This is a genomic window from Vitreoscilla massiliensis, assembly GCF_001457815.1.
In the GTDB taxonomy this organism is placed as follows: Bacteria; Pseudomonadota; Gammaproteobacteria; order Burkholderiales; family Neisseriaceae; genus Vitreoscilla; species Vitreoscilla massiliensis.
On sequence record NZ_LN898215.1, the window covers coordinates 1 to 17,443 of the forward strand.

9 protein-coding genes, 2 tRNA genes and 3 rRNA genes are annotated in these 17,443 nt (G+C 51.3%); 9 read left to right on the top strand and 5 right to left on the bottom strand.

Annotated elements, in window-relative coordinates; genetic code table 11:
- Positions 1 to 62: 62 nt before the first annotated feature.
- The 5 genes from BN3003_RS00040 to rrf all read left to right on the top strand — a co-directional run bounded on the left by BN3003_RS00040 (position 63) and on the right by rrf (position 5,555).
- Positions 63 to 1,600 (top strand): 16S ribosomal RNA (locus BN3003_RS00040).
- Between the two features lie 79 nt (positions 1,601 to 1,679).
- Positions 1,680 to 1,756 (top strand) — tRNA-Ile (locus BN3003_RS00045).
- Positions 1,757 to 1,894: 138 nt separating this feature from the next.
- Positions 1,895 to 1,970 (top strand) — tRNA-Ala (locus BN3003_RS00050).
- Between the two features lie 413 nt (positions 1,971 to 2,383).
- Positions 2,384 to 5,275: ribosomal RNA gene (locus tag BN3003_RS00055) — 23S ribosomal RNA — on the top strand.
- A 166-nt stretch (positions 5,276 to 5,441) separates the two neighbouring features.
- Positions 5,442 to 5,555: ribosomal RNA gene (rrf, locus tag BN3003_RS00060) — 5S ribosomal RNA — on the top strand.
- Together the 16S, 23S and 5S rRNA genes with 2 tRNA genes alongside form the textbook arrangement of a ribosomal RNA operon.
- A 425-nt stretch (positions 5,556 to 5,980) precedes the next feature.
- Here the strand turns inward: rrf and BN3003_RS00065 are convergent.
- Positions 5,981 to 7,177 (bottom strand): OmpA family protein, encoded by a 1,197-nt coding sequence (locus BN3003_RS00065; RefSeq protein ID WP_082625469.1) that lies wholly within the window; start codon positions 7,175 to 7,177, stop codon positions 5,981 to 5,983.
- A 231-nt stretch (positions 7,178 to 7,408) separates the two neighbouring features.
- On the opposite strand from BN3003_RS00065, the gene BN3003_RS00075 reads away from it, so the two are divergent.
- Positions 7,409 to 7,909: a GNAT family N-acetyltransferase gene (locus tag BN3003_RS00075; protein ID WP_187119832.1), complete on the top strand. Its 501-nt coding sequence runs from the start codon at positions 7,409 to 7,411 to the stop codon at positions 7,907 to 7,909.
- A gap of 88 nt (positions 7,910 to 7,997) precedes the next feature.
- Here BN3003_RS00075 and queF read toward each other — a convergent pair whose 3' ends face one another.
- The gene (gene queF / locus BN3003_RS00080) at positions 7,998 to 8,495 is read right to left on the bottom strand and encodes a preQ(1) synthase (protein ID WP_058304709.1); all 498 of its coding nucleotides are present in this window, start codon (positions 8,493 to 8,495) and stop codon (positions 7,998 to 8,000) included.
- A 172-nt stretch (positions 8,496 to 8,667) separates the two neighbouring features.
- On the opposite strand from queF, the gene BN3003_RS00085 reads away from it, so the two are divergent.
- Together BN3003_RS00085 and BN3003_RS00090 are read left to right on the top strand one after the other, a co-directional pair.
- On the top strand, positions 8,668 to 9,144 hold the full coding sequence (locus BN3003_RS00085) for an SMI1/KNR4 family protein (RefSeq protein ID WP_058304710.1): 477 nt from the start codon (positions 8,668 to 8,670) through the stop codon (positions 9,142 to 9,144).
- An 85-nt stretch (positions 9,145 to 9,229) separates the two neighbouring features.
- Positions 9,230 to 9,781: a RidA family protein gene (locus BN3003_RS00090; RefSeq protein WP_234332973.1), complete on the top strand. Its 552-nt coding sequence runs from the start codon at positions 9,230 to 9,232 to the stop codon at positions 9,779 to 9,781.
- 181 nt (positions 9,782 to 9,962) lie between these two features.
- Here BN3003_RS00090 and BN3003_RS00095 read toward each other — a convergent pair whose 3' ends face one another.
- Positions 9,963 to 11,852 (bottom strand): ribonuclease catalytic domain-containing protein, encoded by a 1,890-nt coding sequence (locus BN3003_RS00095; RefSeq protein WP_058304711.1) that lies wholly within the window; start codon positions 11,850 to 11,852, stop codon positions 9,963 to 9,965.
- Between the two features lie 582 nt (positions 11,853 to 12,434).
- Between BN3003_RS00095 and BN3003_RS00100 the strand changes: the two genes are divergently transcribed.
- Entirely contained in the window at positions 12,435 to 13,961 is a 1,527-nt protein-coding gene (locus tag BN3003_RS00100) for a TerC family protein (RefSeq protein ID WP_058304712.1), read from the top strand.
- Between the two features lie 158 nt (positions 13,962 to 14,119).
- Here the strand turns inward: BN3003_RS00100 and BN3003_RS00105 are convergent, their stop codons facing one another.
- Together BN3003_RS00105 and BN3003_RS00110 are read right to left on the bottom strand one after the other, a co-directional pair.
- Positions 14,120 to 14,803, bottom strand: coding sequence for a response regulator (locus BN3003_RS00105; RefSeq protein ID WP_058304713.1), 684 nt, complete (start codon positions 14,801 to 14,803; stop codon positions 14,120 to 14,122).
- 1 nt (position 14,804) lies between these two features.
- A complete protein-coding gene (locus tag BN3003_RS00110) occupies positions 14,805 to 17,438 on the bottom strand; it encodes a sensor histidine kinase (RefSeq protein WP_058304714.1) in 2,634 nt (877 codons plus the stop codon).
- Positions 17,439 to 17,443 lie beyond the last annotated feature (5 nt).

Here is a 17,443-nt window from a genome sequence, read left to right on the forward strand (position 1 = left end):
TTAATCATTTCTCGTTCTTTTCTTTTGAGAAGCAGACCAGAAGTTATATTAGCTTAGAGATTAAACATAAGAGTTTGATCCTGGCTCAGATTGAACGCTGGCGGCATGCTTTACACATGCAAGTCGAACGGCAGCATGGGTGCTTGCACCTGATGGCGAGTGGCGAACGGGTGAGTAATACATCGGAACGTACCAAGTAATGGGGGATAACTACTCGAAAGAGTGGCTAATACCGCATACGCCCTAAGGGGGAAAGCAGGGGATCTTCGGACCTTGCGTTATTTGAGCGGCCGATGTCTGATTAGCTAGTTGGTGGGGTAAAAGCCTACCAAGGCGACGATCAGTAGCGGGTCTGAGAGGATGATCCGCCACACTGGGACTGAGACACGGCCCAGACTCCTACGGGAGGCAGCAGTGGGGAATTTTGGACAATGGGGGGAACCCTGATCCAGCCATGCCGCGTGTATGAAGAAGGCCTTCGGGTTGTAAAGTACTTTTGTTAGGGAAGAAAAGCTTGTTGATAATACCAATGAGTCATGACGGTACCTAAAGAATAAGCACCGGCTAACTACGTGCCAGCAGCCGCGGTAATACGTAGGGTGCAAGCGTTAATCGGAATTACTGGGCGTAAAGCGAGCGCAGGCGGTTATTTAAGTCAGGTGTGAAAGCCCCGAGCTCAACTTGGGACGTGCATTTGAAACTGGATAACTAGAGTGTGTCAGAGGGGGGTAGAATTCCACGTGTAGCAGTGAAATGCGTAGAGATGTGGAGGAATACCGATGGCGAAGGCAGCCCCCTGGGATAACACTGACGCTCATGCTCGAAAGCGTGGGTAGCAAACAGGATTAGATACCCTGGTAGTCCACGCCCTAAACGATGTCAATTAGCTGTTGGGAGATTAAAAGCTCTTGGTAGCGTAGCTAACGCGTGAAATTGACCGCCTGGGGAGTACGGTCGCAAGATTAAAACTCAAAGGAATTGACGGGGACCCGCACAAGCGGTGGATGATGTGGATTAATTCGATGCAACGCGAAGAACCTTACCTGGTCTTGACATGTGCGGAATCCTCCAGAGACGGAGGAGTGCCTTCGGGAACCGTAACACAGGTGCTGCATGGCTGTCGTCAGCTCGTGTCGTGAGATGTTGGGTTAAGTCCCGCAACGAGCGCAACCCTTGTCATTAGTTGCTACCATTCAGTTGAGCACTCTAATGAGACTGCCGGTGACAAACCGGAGGAAGGTGGGGATGACGTCAAGTCCTCATGGCCCTTATGACCAGGGCTTCACACGTCATACAATGGTCGGTACAGAGGGTAGCCAAGCCGCGAGGTGGAGCCAATCTCATAAAGCCGATCGTAGTCCGGATCGCACTCTGCAACTCGAGTGCGTGAAGTCGGAATCGCTAGTAATCGCAGGTCAGCATACTGCGGTGAATACGTTCCCGGGTCTTGTACACACCGCCCGTCACACCATGGGAGTGGGGGATACCAGAAGTAGGTAGGATAACCGTAAGGAGTCCGCTTACCACGGTATGCTTCATGACTGGGGTGAAGTCGTAACAAGGTAGCCGTAGGGGAACCTGCGGCTGGATCACCTCCTTTCTAGAGATAGAAGAGGCTTGACGCATTCACACTTATCGGTAAACTGAAATGAAGATGCAAGAAGAAACAGCAACGACCTGGGTTTGTAGCTCAGCTGGTTAGAGCACACGCTTGATAAGCGTGGGGTCGGAGGTTCAAGTCCTCCCAGACCCACCACTTATTAAGTAAGACTTATAGGTGATGGTTGTGGTTGGTACGGAGTTAGCTGAGTATGATGTATTCAGACGAGGCGAGAAGAAGCGAAGCATACTTATGTATGTGAGCGACTGAGCAACGAAGTATCAATACATCAGAGGGGGCATAGCTCAGTTGGTAGAGCACCTGCTTTGCAAGCAGGGGGTCATCGGTTCGATCCCGTTTGCCTCCACCACTGACTGCTGTAGTAACTTTGCAAATCAAAGAAGATTAACAGCTGCGGCTGTTATTTGTTTCCTTGTTAATAAGGAAATGGTATACTAGTCGTCTTTGATTTGCGAAGCGTGTGAGCGGATAAGCAGTACAAAGCGAAACACATAAAAAGCAACGCATTGATCTTTAAAAAATTAGAAAGCCGAAATCAACAAACAAAAGACAATGTTGTTGTTTAAGCAAGACGTAAGTCAGCCTTTACAGGCCGCTTAAATAACACAGTAATTTGGGTGATGATTGTATCTGCGATTAACGAATTCAAAAGGCGTTAATCGTAACAACCAAGTAGTAAGCTTTATTGTAAGAGAGAATCAAGTTTAAGGAAGACACGTCAACTGTCCAGTTAAACAAAGTCAGAGGTTCTTGAAATGATAGAGTCAAGTGAATAAGTGCATCAGGTGGATGCCTTGGCGATGATAGGCGAAGAAGGACGTGTAAGCCTGCGAAAAGCGTGGGGGAGCTGGCAATAAAGCTTTGATCCCGCGATGTCCGAATGGGGAAACCCACTCAATTTATTGAGTATCCTAGACTGAATACATAGGTCTAGAGAAGCGAACCTGGAGAACTGAACCATCTAAGTACCCAGAGGAAAAGAAATCAACCGAGATTCCGTAAGTAGTGGCGAGCGAACACGGAAAAGCCTGTTAGTGATATTAGTCGAGATAGAAGAACATTCTGGAAAGTATGACCATAGAGCGTGATAGTCGCGTATTCGAAATCTCAATTAAGGTACTAAGCTAACGACAAGTAGGGCGGGACACGAGAAATCCTGTCTGAATATGGGGGGACCATCCTCCAAGGCTAAATACTCATCATCGACCGATAGTGAACCAGTACCGTGAGGGAAAGGCGAAAAGAACCCCGGGAGGGGAGTGAAATAGAACCTGAAACCTGATGCATACAAACAGTGGGAGCGGACTTGTTCCGTGACTGCGTACCTTTTGTATAATGGGTCAACGACTTACGTTCAGTAGCGAGCTTAACCGAATAGGGGAGGCGTAGAGAAATCGAGTCTTAATAGGGCGATTAGTTGCTGGGCGTAGACCCGAAACCGAGTGATCTATCCATGGCCAGGATGAAGTTGCCGTAACAGGTAATGGAGGTCCGAACCCACTAATGTTGCAAAATTAGGGGATGAGCTGTGGATAGGGGTGAAAGGCTAAACAAACTCGGAGATAGCTGGTTCTCCCCGAAAACTATTTAGGTAGTGCCTCGAGGTACACTGATGGGGGTAAAGCACTGTTATGGCTAGGGGGTTATTGCAACTTACCAACCCATGGCAAACTAAGAATACCATCAAGTGATTCCTCGGGAGACAGACATCGGGTGCTAACGTCCGGTGTCAAGAGGGAAACAACCCAGACCGCCAGCTAAGGTCCCAAATGATAGATTAAGTGGTAAACGAAGTGAGAAGGCCCAGACAGCTAGGATGTTGGCTTAGAAGCAGCCATCATTTAAAGAAAGCGTAATAGCTCACTAGTCGAGTCGTCTTGCGCGGAAGATGTAACGGGGCTCAAATCTATAACCGAAGCTGCGGATGTGCGCGTAAGCGTATGTGGTAGGGGAGCGTTCTGTAGGCCTGCGAAGGTGTGTTGTGAAGCATGCTGGAGGTATCAGAAGTGCGAATGTTGACATGAGTAGCGATAAAGGGGGTGAAAAGCCCCCTCGCCGAAAGCCCAAGGTTTCCTACGCAACGTTCATCGGCGTAGGGTGAGTCGGCCCCTAAGGCGAGGCAGAGATGCGTAGTCGATGGGAAACAGGTTAATATTCCTGTACTTGATTTAAGTGCGATGTGGGGACGGAGAAGGTTAGGTCAGCAAACTGTTGGAATAGTTTGTTCAAGCCGGTAGGTGGAATTCTTAGGCAAATCCGGGAATTCATTAACACCGAGAAGTGATAACGAGGTTCTACGGAACTGAAGTGACCAATACCACGCTTCCAGGAAAAGCCACTAAGCTTCAGCTTAAATCGAACCGTACCGCAAACCGACACAGGTGGGCAGGATGAGAATTCTAAGGCGCTTGAGAGAACTCGGGAGAAGGAACTCGGCAAATTGATACCGTAACTTCGGGAGAAGGTATGCCCCATAACGTTAAGGATTTACTCCGTAAGCGATGTGGGGCCGCAGAGAATAGGTGGCTGCGACTGTTTATTAAAAACACAGCACTCTGCTAACACGAAAGTGGACGTATAGGGTGTGACGCCTGCCCGGTGCTGGAAGGTTAATTGAAGATGTGCAAGCATCGGATCGAAGCCCCAGTAAACGGCGGCCGTAACTATAACGGTCCTAAGGTAGCGAAATTCCTTGTCGGGTAAGTTCCGACCCGCACGAATGGCGTAACGATGGCCACACTGTCTCCTCCCGAGACTCAGCGAAGTTGAAGTGGTTGTGAAGATGCAATCTACCCGCTGCTAGACGGAAAGACCCCGTGAACCTTTACTGTAGCTTTGCATTGGACTTTGAAGTCACTTGTGTAGGATAGGTGGGAGGCTTTGAAGCAGAGACGCTAGTTTCTGTGGAGCCGTCCTTGAAATACCACCCTGGTGACTTTGAGGTTCTAACCCAGATCCGTTATCCGGATCGGGGACCGTGCATGGTAGGCAGTTTGACTGGGGCGGTCTCCTCCCAAAGAGTAACGGAGGAGTTCGAAGGTTACCTAGGTCCGGTCGGAAATCGGACTGATAGTGCAATGGCAAAAGGTAGCTTAACTGCGAGACCCACAAGTCGAGCAGGTGCGAAAGCAGGACATAGTGATCCGGTGGTTCTGTATGGAAGGGCCATCGCTCAACGGATAAAAGGTACTCCGGGGATAACAGGCTGATTCCGCCCAAGAGTTCATATCGACGGCGGAGTTTGGCACCTCGATGTCGGCTCATCACATCCTGGGGCTGTAGTCGGTCCCAAGGGTATGGCTGTTCGCCATTTAAAGTGGTACGTGAGCTGGGTTTAAAACGTCGTGAGACAGTTTGGTCCCTATCTGCAGTGGGCGTTGGAAGTTTGACGGGGGCTGCTCCTAGTACGAGAGGACCGGAGTGGACGAACCTCTGGTGTACCGGTTGTCACGCCAGTGGCATAGCCGGGTAGCTAAGTTCGGAAGAGATAAACGCTGAAAGCATCTAAGCGTGAAACTCGCCTGAAGATGAGACTTCCCTTGTGGTTTAACCACACTAAAGAGTCGTTCGAGACCAGGACGTTGATAGGTGAGGTGTGGAAGAGCGGTAACGCTTGAAGCTAACTCATACTAATTGCTCGTGAGGCTTGACTCTATCATTTGAAGAACTTCGAATGATGAAGCTTACTACAATAAGCATACAATTCATTACCTGTTGATTTAAGTTTACGTAAGGCGCATAATACGCGACTTACAAAAAGCGAACCTTGTGAAAACAGTCCAAAGACGCTTCACAAAACGGCTTTCTAATACCCTTTTTGTTTGGCGGCCATAGCAAGTTGGTCCCACGCCTTCCCATCCCGAACAGGACCGTGAAACGATTTAGCGCCGATGATAGTGTGGATTACCCATGTGAAAGTAGGTCACCGCCAAACTCCCCATTCTAAAGCCCTGATGCAATGCATCAGGGCTTTATTCATTTCAGGCACCAAACTAAAACAGCACAATAGCCAGCAATAGATCAGATACAAGCGACCTGTAAGTTTTGCTGCAATCACAAATATCAGCAATCAAACAAATTCACAACTGACTAGACCCAACAACTCATATACTCATACACGCTTGCTGTAACAACATTGAATCTACAGATACATCACTAAGTACTTAGAAGCGGCCTGTAAACACTTACAGGCCGCTTGTAATTCATCAGTTGCTTACCTTAAAGCACTCAAACTCAACCACTCAGATGCTCATGCATGTTTGCTGTAGCAGTATGGGTTCTGTGAAATACTTCAAATCATACATGCGGCCTGTAGCATCCTTACAGGCCGCTTTAGTTAGATTGTTTTGAAAAGAATGCTCAACTGGTGCGCACGAAAATTTCGACGCGGCGGTTGAGTTGGCGGTTGCTGGGGCTGTCTTTGCCATCGACTTCATTGGGAACAACGGGCAGGGATTCTCCAAAGCCGTGGGCTTGGATGTTGTTTAATGGCGTTTGTTGTTGTAAGGCTTTGAGCACGGCTTGGGCGCGGTTTTCAGACAGGGTTTGGTTGTAGGCATCGCTGCCTTTGCTGTCAGTATGACCGCGAATTTCGATGCCAGCGGCGTTGATTTGTTTAAGGGCTGTGGCCAATTGCTTCAATATATTGGCGGCATCAGCGCGTATCTGCGCTTGGTCAAAATCGAACAATACTTGATCGTCCAAGCTGATGATGTAGCCGCAGACTTGGCCAGGCATGTGCAGTTTGTTAAGTAAAGGAAGTTTGCCCACTTTAGGTACCAATGGCCAAGGTGCCATTTTGACCGGTTTTTCATCTGGCCCGACTGTGCCGGTACCATCGCCCAAATTGGTTTGCATTTGTGAGCCGGTCCAATTGCCAGCGCCATTGGCTTGAATTTCCACCACCTCTTGCTCGCCCGTCCATGTGCCTGAGCCATCGGCATTGATGGTGATGCTGCCCAGTTTGCCTACCCAAGTGCCACCGCCTTGGCCGTCTATGGTCATCGTGCCCTCGGGGCCGACATAAGTGCCGGAGCCATCGGCGTTGACGGTGAGGGTGATACCACTGGCGTCATCGCTTGATTTGCTGACCACGGTGCCGGAACCATCGGCCTGGACTTCCATGGTCATATTCGCATCGGTTGAGGTGCCAGAACCGTCTTTGTTAACGCTGAGCACGCCTTGTTGGTTGATTTGGGTGGCATGGTCTGAGCTGTATTGGCTGATGCTGCCATTGCTGTTAATCAATTGCTGCTGGTCACAACGGGCGGGATAGACTTTGATGCCGGCGACGTTTTTTAAAGCCACTGGCATCGCTTGTTCAAATTGCAATTGTTGCTCGGTCACGCCGATAAAGTCAGGAATGACGATGGCGGGAATGTGGGGGATGGCCAACGTGGTTGTGCTTGAAGTGCTGTGGGCAGATGCGCTTGAGGCGGCACTGCTTGCGTGTGTTGCTGTGGCAGCGGGAGCTGCTTGGTCTTGTGCGTCGGAGCAAGCGACCAAGGCCAAGAGACTGAGCCAGCATAGGTTTGAGAGTGTGAATGCCTTCATCATGAACCCAATAGAGCGATAATGGAGGGTATCTTAAGCAAAAGTGGGCGGGCATCACCACCTTGTTTAGATGAATTACCTTAATTTTACACAGTGATGGGAGGGTGGAATGGCTATTGATGATGGCGAGGGAAATGTGTTTACAGGCCGCTATTAACACGGATACATAGATTGCTGAAATTGTCCTAAAATAAAAACCAATAGGCGTTAATATTCAGCACAAAGGTCATCAATATGCAGATACGTACAGAACAGAGCGCCGATATCGCAGCCATAGAGGCAGTGGTAAGCACCGCCTTTTTACAGGCCGCACACAGTTCACATACCGAACAATACATTGTGCACGCTTTGCGTGAGGCACATGCGTTGACAGTATCGCTGGTGGCAATAGAAGCCGGCAATATCGTTGGGCATGTGGCGGCATCGCCGGTGAGCATCAGCGATGGCAGTGTGCATTGGTATGGCTTGGGGCCGGTGGCAGTCTTGCCGGCTAGCCAACAACAAGGCATAGGCAAGGCTTTGATACAGGCCGCTTTAAATACATTGCAAACCTTGGGTGCGGCAGGTTGTGTGGTCTTGGGCGAGCCTGAATATTATCAACGCTTTGGTTTCAAAACTGAGCCACAATTGCGATTGGCCGATGTGCCGGCAGAGTATTTTATGGCATTGGCTTTTCAAGATGATATTCCGATTGGCGAGGTGACTTATCACCCTGCATTTAATGCAACTGCTTAAGGAGTAATCATAAGCAATGTTATGCATGTGGGTAAAAAAGCGGCCTGTAAATCATTTACAGGCCACTTTTTTCTATGCTCACAAACGCTTAACGGTTGTCGATTTTTTCGGGGTATAAGTCGTGGCCGAACAGGCGTTGTTCGGCCATGTGTTCGTATTTGCTATCGGGACGACCGTAATTGCAATATGGGTCTATCGACAGGCCGCCGCGTGGGGTGAATTTGCCCCACACTTCGATGTAGCGCGGCTGGAGCAGCGCAATCAAATCGAGCATGATTTTGTTGATGCAGTCTTCGTGAAAATCGCCGTGATTGCGAAAGCTGAACAAATACAGTTTCAAGGATTTGCTTTCGACCAGTTTTTCATCGGGGATGTAAGAGATGTAAATGGTGGCGAAATCCGGTTGGCCGGTTAAGGGGCACAGGCTGGTGAATTCGGGGCAGTTGAATTTGACGAAATAGTCGCGTGCGGCGTGTAAATTGGGCACGGCTTCGAGCACGCTGGGTTGGTATTCGTTCGGATAGTGGGTGTGTTGATTGCCTAACAGGGTTAAGCCATCGAGTTCTTGGGCGCTTCTGCTGCTCATCTTGTGCTTTCATCTGTGCATGGCACGCCACAGACCATGGTTTTTTAAAGAGGGTGGGTGCCATAAACCTCTGGGAACAGGCATTATAACCTAACTCAGGTGGTTTACTCATGCAGGCCGACATTGCAGTGGCCGCTGACAAAACCGTGCATGGATAACAGGAGATTGATGGATGCTTACCATCACAGCGCTGCAACAATGGTATGAAGATTTATTGGCAAGCAGTGGTGATGACTGGCGAGATGTGCCGTGCGGTGAGGCCACGTTGGCGGAAATTGAGCGCGTATTGGGCGTGACTTTGCCGGAAGACTACAAACAAATCAGCCGCTTTAGCTCGTATGCGGCCGTTGGCGGGATTTGGCACTATGGCATTGAACTGTCGGATGATCCCCATACCATGGTCAATCAGACTTTGCTGCTGAGAAAACTGATTCACTTGCCGCATGAATATCTGGTGTTGGCTGAGCCTGATGAAAGTTTGTTGGTATTGAATACTCAGCAAAAGCCACGCGTGCGTTGCTTGGATGCGGTGCAAGCACCCGATTTGGCCGTGCTCGGGGCAGACGAATACGATGCTTGGGATGAGTATGCGGATTATTTTCTGTGGCTGTTGCAGCAAGAGGAAGAATGGCGTGACGATGGTGGGTAAGGAATGCTGTATAGAGGTTGGCGCTGTTGGCTTGGCAATGTTGATAATGAGGGCGGGCAGCAAATAGATGAAGCGGCCTGTAAACATGGAAAAAGATTTACAGGCCGCTTTTGTGCACCATTTTAATCAGGCAGAGAACAAGATGAGTCGAGAACAAAAATTGATGGCATGGGCAGCGTCGTTGGGGTTTGATACCGACGCTGCCATTCAAATTGGTGGGCATTATGTGCCGGTATTGCGCGAGGGCGCACAAGTGTATGTGAGCGGGCAGATTCCGCGTGTGTTGAACAAAGTGGTGGTAACAGGTCGCGCTGGCGTGGAGGTGAATGTGGAACAGGCGCAGTATGCGGCCAAGCTGTGTGTGCTGCGTGCGTTGACGCTGTTGCGGCAAGAGCTGGGCAGTTTGGATGCCATCGCCCGCATCTTGCGCATCAATGTGTATGTGCAAAGCGGCGAAGACTTTACCCAACAAAGTGAGGTGGCCGATGGCGCTTCGGATTTGTTGTTTGATATTTTGGGCGAGGCGGGAGCGCACACGCGCACGTCGGTCGGCGTTTACCAATTGCCAAAAAATGCAACGGTGGAGTTGGACGTGGTAGCGACGGTGACGCCTGCTTACCTACAAGTTTGCTCTTAAGCGCTGCTCAGTTCAGACTTATCCACAGTGGTATGTGATGGCTGCTTGTGGATAAGGTGACGCAGCGTTATAGGTAAGAATGCGGCCTGTAAACACTGTCAGAGGTTTACAGGCCGCATTGACATCACTTATGCAGAATTAATCCCGCATTTATCCCAGACTTATACAAAACTTATCCACATCAAGCCGGTTCGACTTCGTCTTCGACGCTGTGGATGAATTTATTGAAATTCAAGCTGATGGACTGTTGAGGCAATTGCACGCCGGTGATGTTGAGCCAAGCGCGTGAACGCGGCATGCACACCGGCACGCCAACGGCACGGCTGACCAAAGGCAGGCCATCGATGCGCACCAAATCTTCTTTCAATACCACCGCTTTCAAATGGCGCAAGCCTTGTTGTTGGATGTAGACCAAGCTCCAATAGCTTTCCATTTTGCGCTGAAAATCGGCATACGCACTGTAAGTGGTGTCAAAATCACGCATTAACGCAAACACATCGCTCGATTGCATGGCAAAACGCGGCTCGAAATGCTCGGGCTCTATCAGGCTTAACAATTGGCGTTGGTTGAAATAGTCGGTGGCGCGGCGCAGCGGTGAGGTACACCAAGCATAGTGTTCCACGCCCATGCCGATGTGCGCTTCCGATTGTGTGCTCATGCGCACTTTGCCGGCCGGTTGCACGCGGTATATTGCCGCGCGTTCGCCTTCGTGCAGCATTTTCGCCCAAGTCGAATTGGCCAGAATCATCATTTCCGACACCAAGGTATCAATCGGTGCACCGCGTTCGCGTTTGGCGATGCTCACTTGGCCATCGTCGCTTAAGTCTATGCTGTAATCGTATTGGGTTGGGCGAGTTGGGTCGTATTTGCCGCGTTGTTTTTGCAATTCAATCGCCAATTGTAGCAAATACACCATGTCGTGTTGGTGGGCAAAAGTCTCGCTGCCATCGGCTGCCAAATCTGTGCCGTGTTCATGGTTGAACAAGGGTTCGATGTCTTGGATGCGCAAATTGGCATCGACATGCACTTGTTCCAATACCGTGCTGTGCAAGGCAATTTGCCAATCGCTGCTGACATCAAAATAAATGCTCAATGCAGGGCGCACCGCTCCTACATCCAAGCTGAATGCGGCACACCAATTGTCAGGCAACATGGTGATTTTATTGCCAGGGAAATACACGGTAGACAGGCGTTGGAACACCACTTTTTCCATGGCGCTGTCGGGTGCAATCACCGCGCTCGGGGCGGCTATGTGGATACCGACGCGCACCGCGCCACCGTCCAAATGCTGTACCGATAAGGCGTCGTCGATTTCGGTGGTGTCGGCATCGTCGATTGAAAACGCGTTCACACCGGCAGCGACAGGCAATTGATTCGGCAACTCAGGCACAGCAATGTCGGCAAAACCCGTACCGTGTTTGAAAAATTCAAACTCAAAGCCGTCCTGTAAGTATTGTGGGATGGATTTCACCGCGCCCACATGTTCGGCCAATTGCAAAAAGTTCTTTTTGCTTTGTTCGGCGGCCAAGGCATAGGCTTTGTAAGTGAGGGTTTGTTTGTCGGGGGCAAACAAAATGGTTTTGATGTCGGCGGCAATTTCGTCGGGCAATAGGCCTTGTTGTAAGGCTTCTGCCCATGCAGTCATTTGCGCATCTTGTTGCTTTTTGCGCTCGATGGCGGCCAAAGCCTGTTTCAAGGTTTCTTCCGGTGCGGCTTTGAACACGCCCTTGGCTTTTTTGTAGAAATACGCTGGCGCGGCATACAAGGCCAGATAAGTACCAGCGATTTGGCTTTTGCTTGGCGTGCCGCCAAAATACTCGGTAGCGCTGTCTTCGGCGCTGAATTCGGCTTCGCCGCTCACTTCCCACAACAAATCGGTGTCGATTTCATCACGGTAAGCCTCAGCCTGTTGCATAAACGCCGCCATGTCGCCATCAAATTCTAACAACACATGATTGGTTTTGATTTTGGTGCGTTTGCCAAACTGGGTATCCACTTGGTAAGTGCTGTCGTTTTTTTGAACGATGCTGGCAAGTTTGAATTGGCCGGATTCTTCGTAAAAAATATTCATTATGGTGCAATGCGGAAAATGTAGCGGCTATTTTACCTGAAGCGCCAATCGCAGTCGCGGGGAATGTGAGCGAACACACGCGCTGTTTACCGAACGGTACTAGGGCTTAGGGTGGTTTGGGTGTGCAAACACGATTTACAGGCCGCATTAATCCGGTGTTGGTATTCTGGTAATAGGCGTTGGTGTTGGTAATGGTATTGCTGGCCATTTGAATGTGGGTAATGGCAGCGCAGCGCTTGGTGGTATCTCCCCTTGTAAGAAGCTTAGGGCATGACAGCCAAGGTCTGTGAACACCGATGGCGTTGCATAGGCTGAAAACATCCTACGGTATGTCTCCAAAAGCGCGGATTAAATATACAGTATTGCTAAATTTTGTTTAGAAATTTTAATGAATTTTAAAACCGATTGATTACACTTGGGGTTTTGGCGAAACTATGCGCACTTTTCACAACATAAGGTTAATATGGACCCCTCGCCGAAGCGTTTGACTCTTACTTCGACTTTCACCCATCTGTTTGCTGTTTCTATTGTATCGCTCATGATTGACCCTGTGCCTGTTCAGGCCGCTTGGAGGGCTCAATAATGGAATTTCTGCTAGACCCCAATATCTGGGCCGGTTTCATCACCTTGGTGGTGTTGGAAGTGGTGCTTGGTATCGACAATCTGGTCTTCATCGCCATCTTGGCGGACAAACTCCCTCCTGAACAACGCGACAAAGCCCGTGTCATCGGTCTGTCTTTGGCGCTGATCATGCGTTTGGCACTGTTATCGGTGATTTCATGGCTGATGGCTTTGACCAATCCGCTGTTTAACGTCGCTGGTTTGGATTTCTCCGGCCGTGATTTGATTTTGCTGTTTGGTGGCCTGTTCTTGGTTTACAAAGCCGTGTCCGAATTGCATGAAAACATGGAAGGCAAACCACACGCCCACACCTCCAATGCTGCTTATGCCGCATTTGGTGCGGTGGTGGCGCAAATCGTGGTGCTCGATGCCGTATTCTCACTCGACGCGGTAATTACCGCGGTGGGCATGGTCGACAATATTTATGTGATGATGGCGGCAGTGATTGTGGCCGTGACCATTATGTTGATTGCGTCTAAGCCGTTGACCAAGTTTGTGAACGCCCACCCGACTGTGGTGGTGTTGTGCTTGAGCTTTTTGTTGATGATTGGTTTTAGCTTGATAGCCGAAGGCTTGGGTTTCCACATTCCTAAAGGCTATTTGTATGCGGCCATGGGTTTTGCCATCTTGATTGAAGCGTTTAACCAAGTTTCGTCGCGCAATCAGGCCAAACACCAAGCGCGCATTCCACGCCGTTTGCGCACCACTGAAGCGGTGATGCGCATCATGGGCGGCAAAACCAGCACCGAAACCGAAGCCATCGCCAAAGAAGCGGACAAAGCCGATTTTGTGGTGGAAGAGCGCTATATGATAGGCGGGGTATTGACCTTGGGCGAACGCTCAGTTGCCAGCATCATGACGCCACGCAACCACATTTCGTGGGTGGATTTGGACAAAGGCGCGGCGCACATGCGCGAGGTGGTGATGGCCGTGCCACACAGCTTGTTTCCGGTGTGTCGTGGTGATTTAGACCATTTGGTGACCGTGGCCAAGGCCAAAGACTTGCTCGATGTGCTCGACGACGAAGCCGCGCTGCAAGCCTTGTTACAGGCCGCTGCCAAACCGGTAAGCGTGTTTGAAGGCATGAAAGTCTTGGACGCGATACCGAGTTTGCGTCAGGCCAAAGGCTCATTGGTGATGGTCACGGATGAGTTTGGTTCGGTCAGCGGTTTGGTCACGCCTTTGGACGTGTTTGAAGCCATCGCCGGTGAATTCCCCGATGCCGATGAAAGCTTGGACTTGATTAAAGTTGATGACACGCATTACATCGCCAAAGGCTCGCTCGACGTGTACCAATTGGAATTGCAATTGGGCGTGAGCGATTTGGTCGACGACGATGCCAGCTATGTCAATGTCGCCGGCTTGATGTTGTACGAGGCCGAGAGTTTGCCGCATGTCGGCATGGTGGTAGAGCGCGCCGGTTTGCGTTTTGAAGTGCTGTCTTTGCAAGAACGCAGCATAGATAAGGTACGCATCAGCCGTCTGTAATGACCTGATATGAAGCAAGCCGCTGTTACACAACAGCGGCTTTTTGCTTGTTGCGCACAGTCTTTATGTGTCGCTCTTAATCTTGCCCTGTGTTTGAAATACATAAGCGGCCTGTAAGTGGTTTACAGGCCGCTTAACGTTCTATTGGGGCTGATTGTTTATTTGATAAAGCGGTAACCCAAGCCCGATTCGGTGACAAAGTGTTGCGGTGCTTCGGGTTGGATTTCCAATTTTTGCCGCAGTTTGGCCATGTAGACGCGCAAATAATGTGGCGTTTCCACGCAGTTTGGCCCCCATACCGCCAGCAGCAATTGTCTGTGCGTGCAGATTTTGCCCTCATGTCGCAGCAATTCCAGCAGTAAACGGTATTCGGTAGGCGTGAGGTGGGCATCTTCGCCTTGAAAACTGACGCTGTGGCGCGCACTGTCGACGCTGACCGCACCAAACGTGTAGACGCTGTCGGTAGCGGTCGGTTGGCGTTGGCGCAATTGCACGCGGATGCGCGCCAGCAATTCGGCGATGCTGAACGGTTTGGTCACGTAATCGTTGGCACCAGCGTCCAGCGCAGCGACTTTGCTCGCTTCGTTATCGCGTGCGGTTAAGACAATGATGGGCAAGTCCGACCAAGTGCGCACTTGGCGGATGAACTCGTTGCCATCGCCGTCGGGCAAACCCAAATCCAGCAGCACACAGGCTGGCGGTTTGGCCTTCACCTCGATTAAGGCGCGTTTGATGGTTTCGGCCGTCTGCGCTTGCCACGCTTCGTGTTGCAAAGTCTTGCAGATTAAGCGGCGGATGGCGGGGTCGTCTTCGACCACCAGAATGGTGTGGGTGGGTTCCATATCAAACAGGCTCTATCGGTAAGGAAATGTGAGCAACGGTGCCGCGCTGGCCATCGCTGCGTGGGTATAAGGCAATGCGGCCGTGGTGGGCTTCAACTATCCATTTGCCTATGGCCAAGCCCAAACCCGAGCCCGCCACCGCGCCTTCGCCATTGCCACGCACAAATTTTTTAAACAAATCGGCCGTCGGCAAATCGGGCAAACCTTGCCCTGCATCGGTGATGTCCATGTGTAGCATCTCGGCTTCAACATAGGCGCGTATGCGGATGTCGGCGGCACTCGGGCTGTATTTAACGCTGTTTTCAAGCAAATTGGCCACAGCATGACTGAGCAACAAGGCATCGGCCTTGATGTCGGGCAAATCAGGGGCAATGTCGGTGTGGACGTGGGCCGACGGGTGGTGATGTTGCAACTGCTGCACACATTCGGCCAGTATGTCGGCCATGGCCACTGTCTGGCGCTTGATTTGCAATTGGCCGCTTTCCATGCGCGCTATTTCCAACAAATTGCTGACAAATTGCCACACGTTTTGCGCCGATAAGTGCAAGGCTTGCAGGCTTTCGTCTAGGTCGGCGGCGCTCATGCGGTCATGGTAAGTCTGCACATACTCGGCTTCACCCATCATCGCCGTCAGTGGCGTGCGCAAATCGTGCGAAAGGGTGGCGAGCAAGGTATTGCGCATTTTTTCGGTTTCCATTTCCGTCATCGCCGCGCTGGCGACGGTGGCGAAATGCACGCGTTCTAAGGTCAGCGCAATCAAATTGGCGTATACCTGCAATTGGCGCTTTTTCTCGGCTTCCAAACCCTCTTGCTGCGTTTTGGGCGTCAACACTAACACGCCGCGGATGCGTATCGGCGCTTGCAAAGGCAGGTACAAACTCGGGTGCTCGGGCAAGGTATGGGTGTGCAAGCCCGCTTCTTGGCGGTTTTTGTACGCCCATTCGGCCAGCGCCGCATCGACATGAGGAGCATGTGGGCATTGCAATTGTTCGTGCTCGTTCGGCAACACAAAGTGGATGTCGGCCTGAAACTCTTGCTGCATCAGCTTGCGGCTTTGGTGCAGAATTTCATCTTGTTCCAATAAGCCCGACATCGCCTTGGCAAAATCAAACAGTGCAATCGCGCGCTGTTCACGCTGATGGGCAACGCGGGCGCGGTTTTTCAAATACAAAGTCAGTTGGGATATCACCATGCTCACCACCAACATCACCGCCAAGGTGGCCAAATACTGCACATCGCGCACCGAAAACGAAAAGCGCGGCTCGACAAAGGCAAAATCAAACAGCGCCACCGTCACCACCGAGGTGAAAATGCCCACAGCGCGGCCAAACACGGCACTGGCCAGCATCACCAACAGCAAATACAGCATCACCACATTGCTGTTGTCAAAGCGGCCTGTAAACGGCCACAACAGCGTGGTCAAGGCCAAGGCAGCGGCCAGCATCAGTGCCATGCCTTTGATTTGCTCGCGCTGGATGGGTGCGGGTTTGGACGCTGTTTGGGATGCGGTAGTGGTGGGCTTGTGGCTGTGTCTGGCTTGGCTGAGCAACACGCAGTCCAAATCGGGGGCATGGCGGCGCAGCCAACTGGGCAAACGCCACGCCAAATAGCCGTGTTTGCCGGTGGCCACGCGCGCCAAATTGTGGCGGCGCGCATAGGCAATCAAGTGCTCGGCCTGTTTGCCGCTGCTGAGCACGGCCGTGTGTTGCGCACCCAAGCTTTCGGCCAGTTTTAAGGCCGCTTGCGCGTGTTGTTGCTGCGTGTGCGCATGCAGACCAGTGTTTTCTGCCCACACCACATGCCAATCGCAATGCCACTGTGCCGCCAAACGCGCCGCGCCGCGCACCAAATCATCGTCGCCACTGCGGCCGGTAATGCAGCACAACAAGCCGGCATCGGTGGCCCACACTGTGTCTATGGCGTGCAATTGGCGGTAGTGTTTGACATCAGTTTCTAAGATTTCGGCGGTTTTGCGCAGCGCGATTTCGCGCAGCGACAGCAGATTGCCCGGCCTGAAAAAATGTTGCTGTGCTTGTTTGATTTTGTGAGCGCCGTAGATTTTGCCGCTTTGCAAGCGGTGCAGCAATTCATTGGCGGTGACATCGACCAATACCAATTCATCGGCGGCGCTGAAAAACGCATCGGGCACGGTTTCGCCTATGTTGACGCCGGTGATGGTGCTGATGACATCGTTCAAGCTTTCCAAGTGTTGCACGTTCAAGGCCGTCCACACGTCTATGCCGTGTTGTAACAATTCTTCTATGTCTTGCCAGCGCTTGGGATGGCGTGAACCGTGCACATTGCTGTGCGCCAGTTCGTCCACAATCAACACCTCGGGCTGGGCGGCGATGGCGGCGTCCAAATCAAACTCATCAAACAGCCGCCCTTGGTATTCGCACGCGCGTGGCGGCAAGCGCGGCAAGTCGCCCAATTGCGCCGCGGTATCGGCGCGTTGGTGGGTTTCTACCCAACCGATGAGCACGCGCTTACCGGCCGCTTGCGCTTGTTGCGCTTCTTTGAGCATGCGATACGTCTTACCCACGCCGGCGACCGCGCCAAAATAAATCCGCAGCTTGCCGCGTTGCTCGGCTTGGGCGTGTTGCAACCACTGCTCTGCTGTTGTGTTCGCTTGCACGAGCT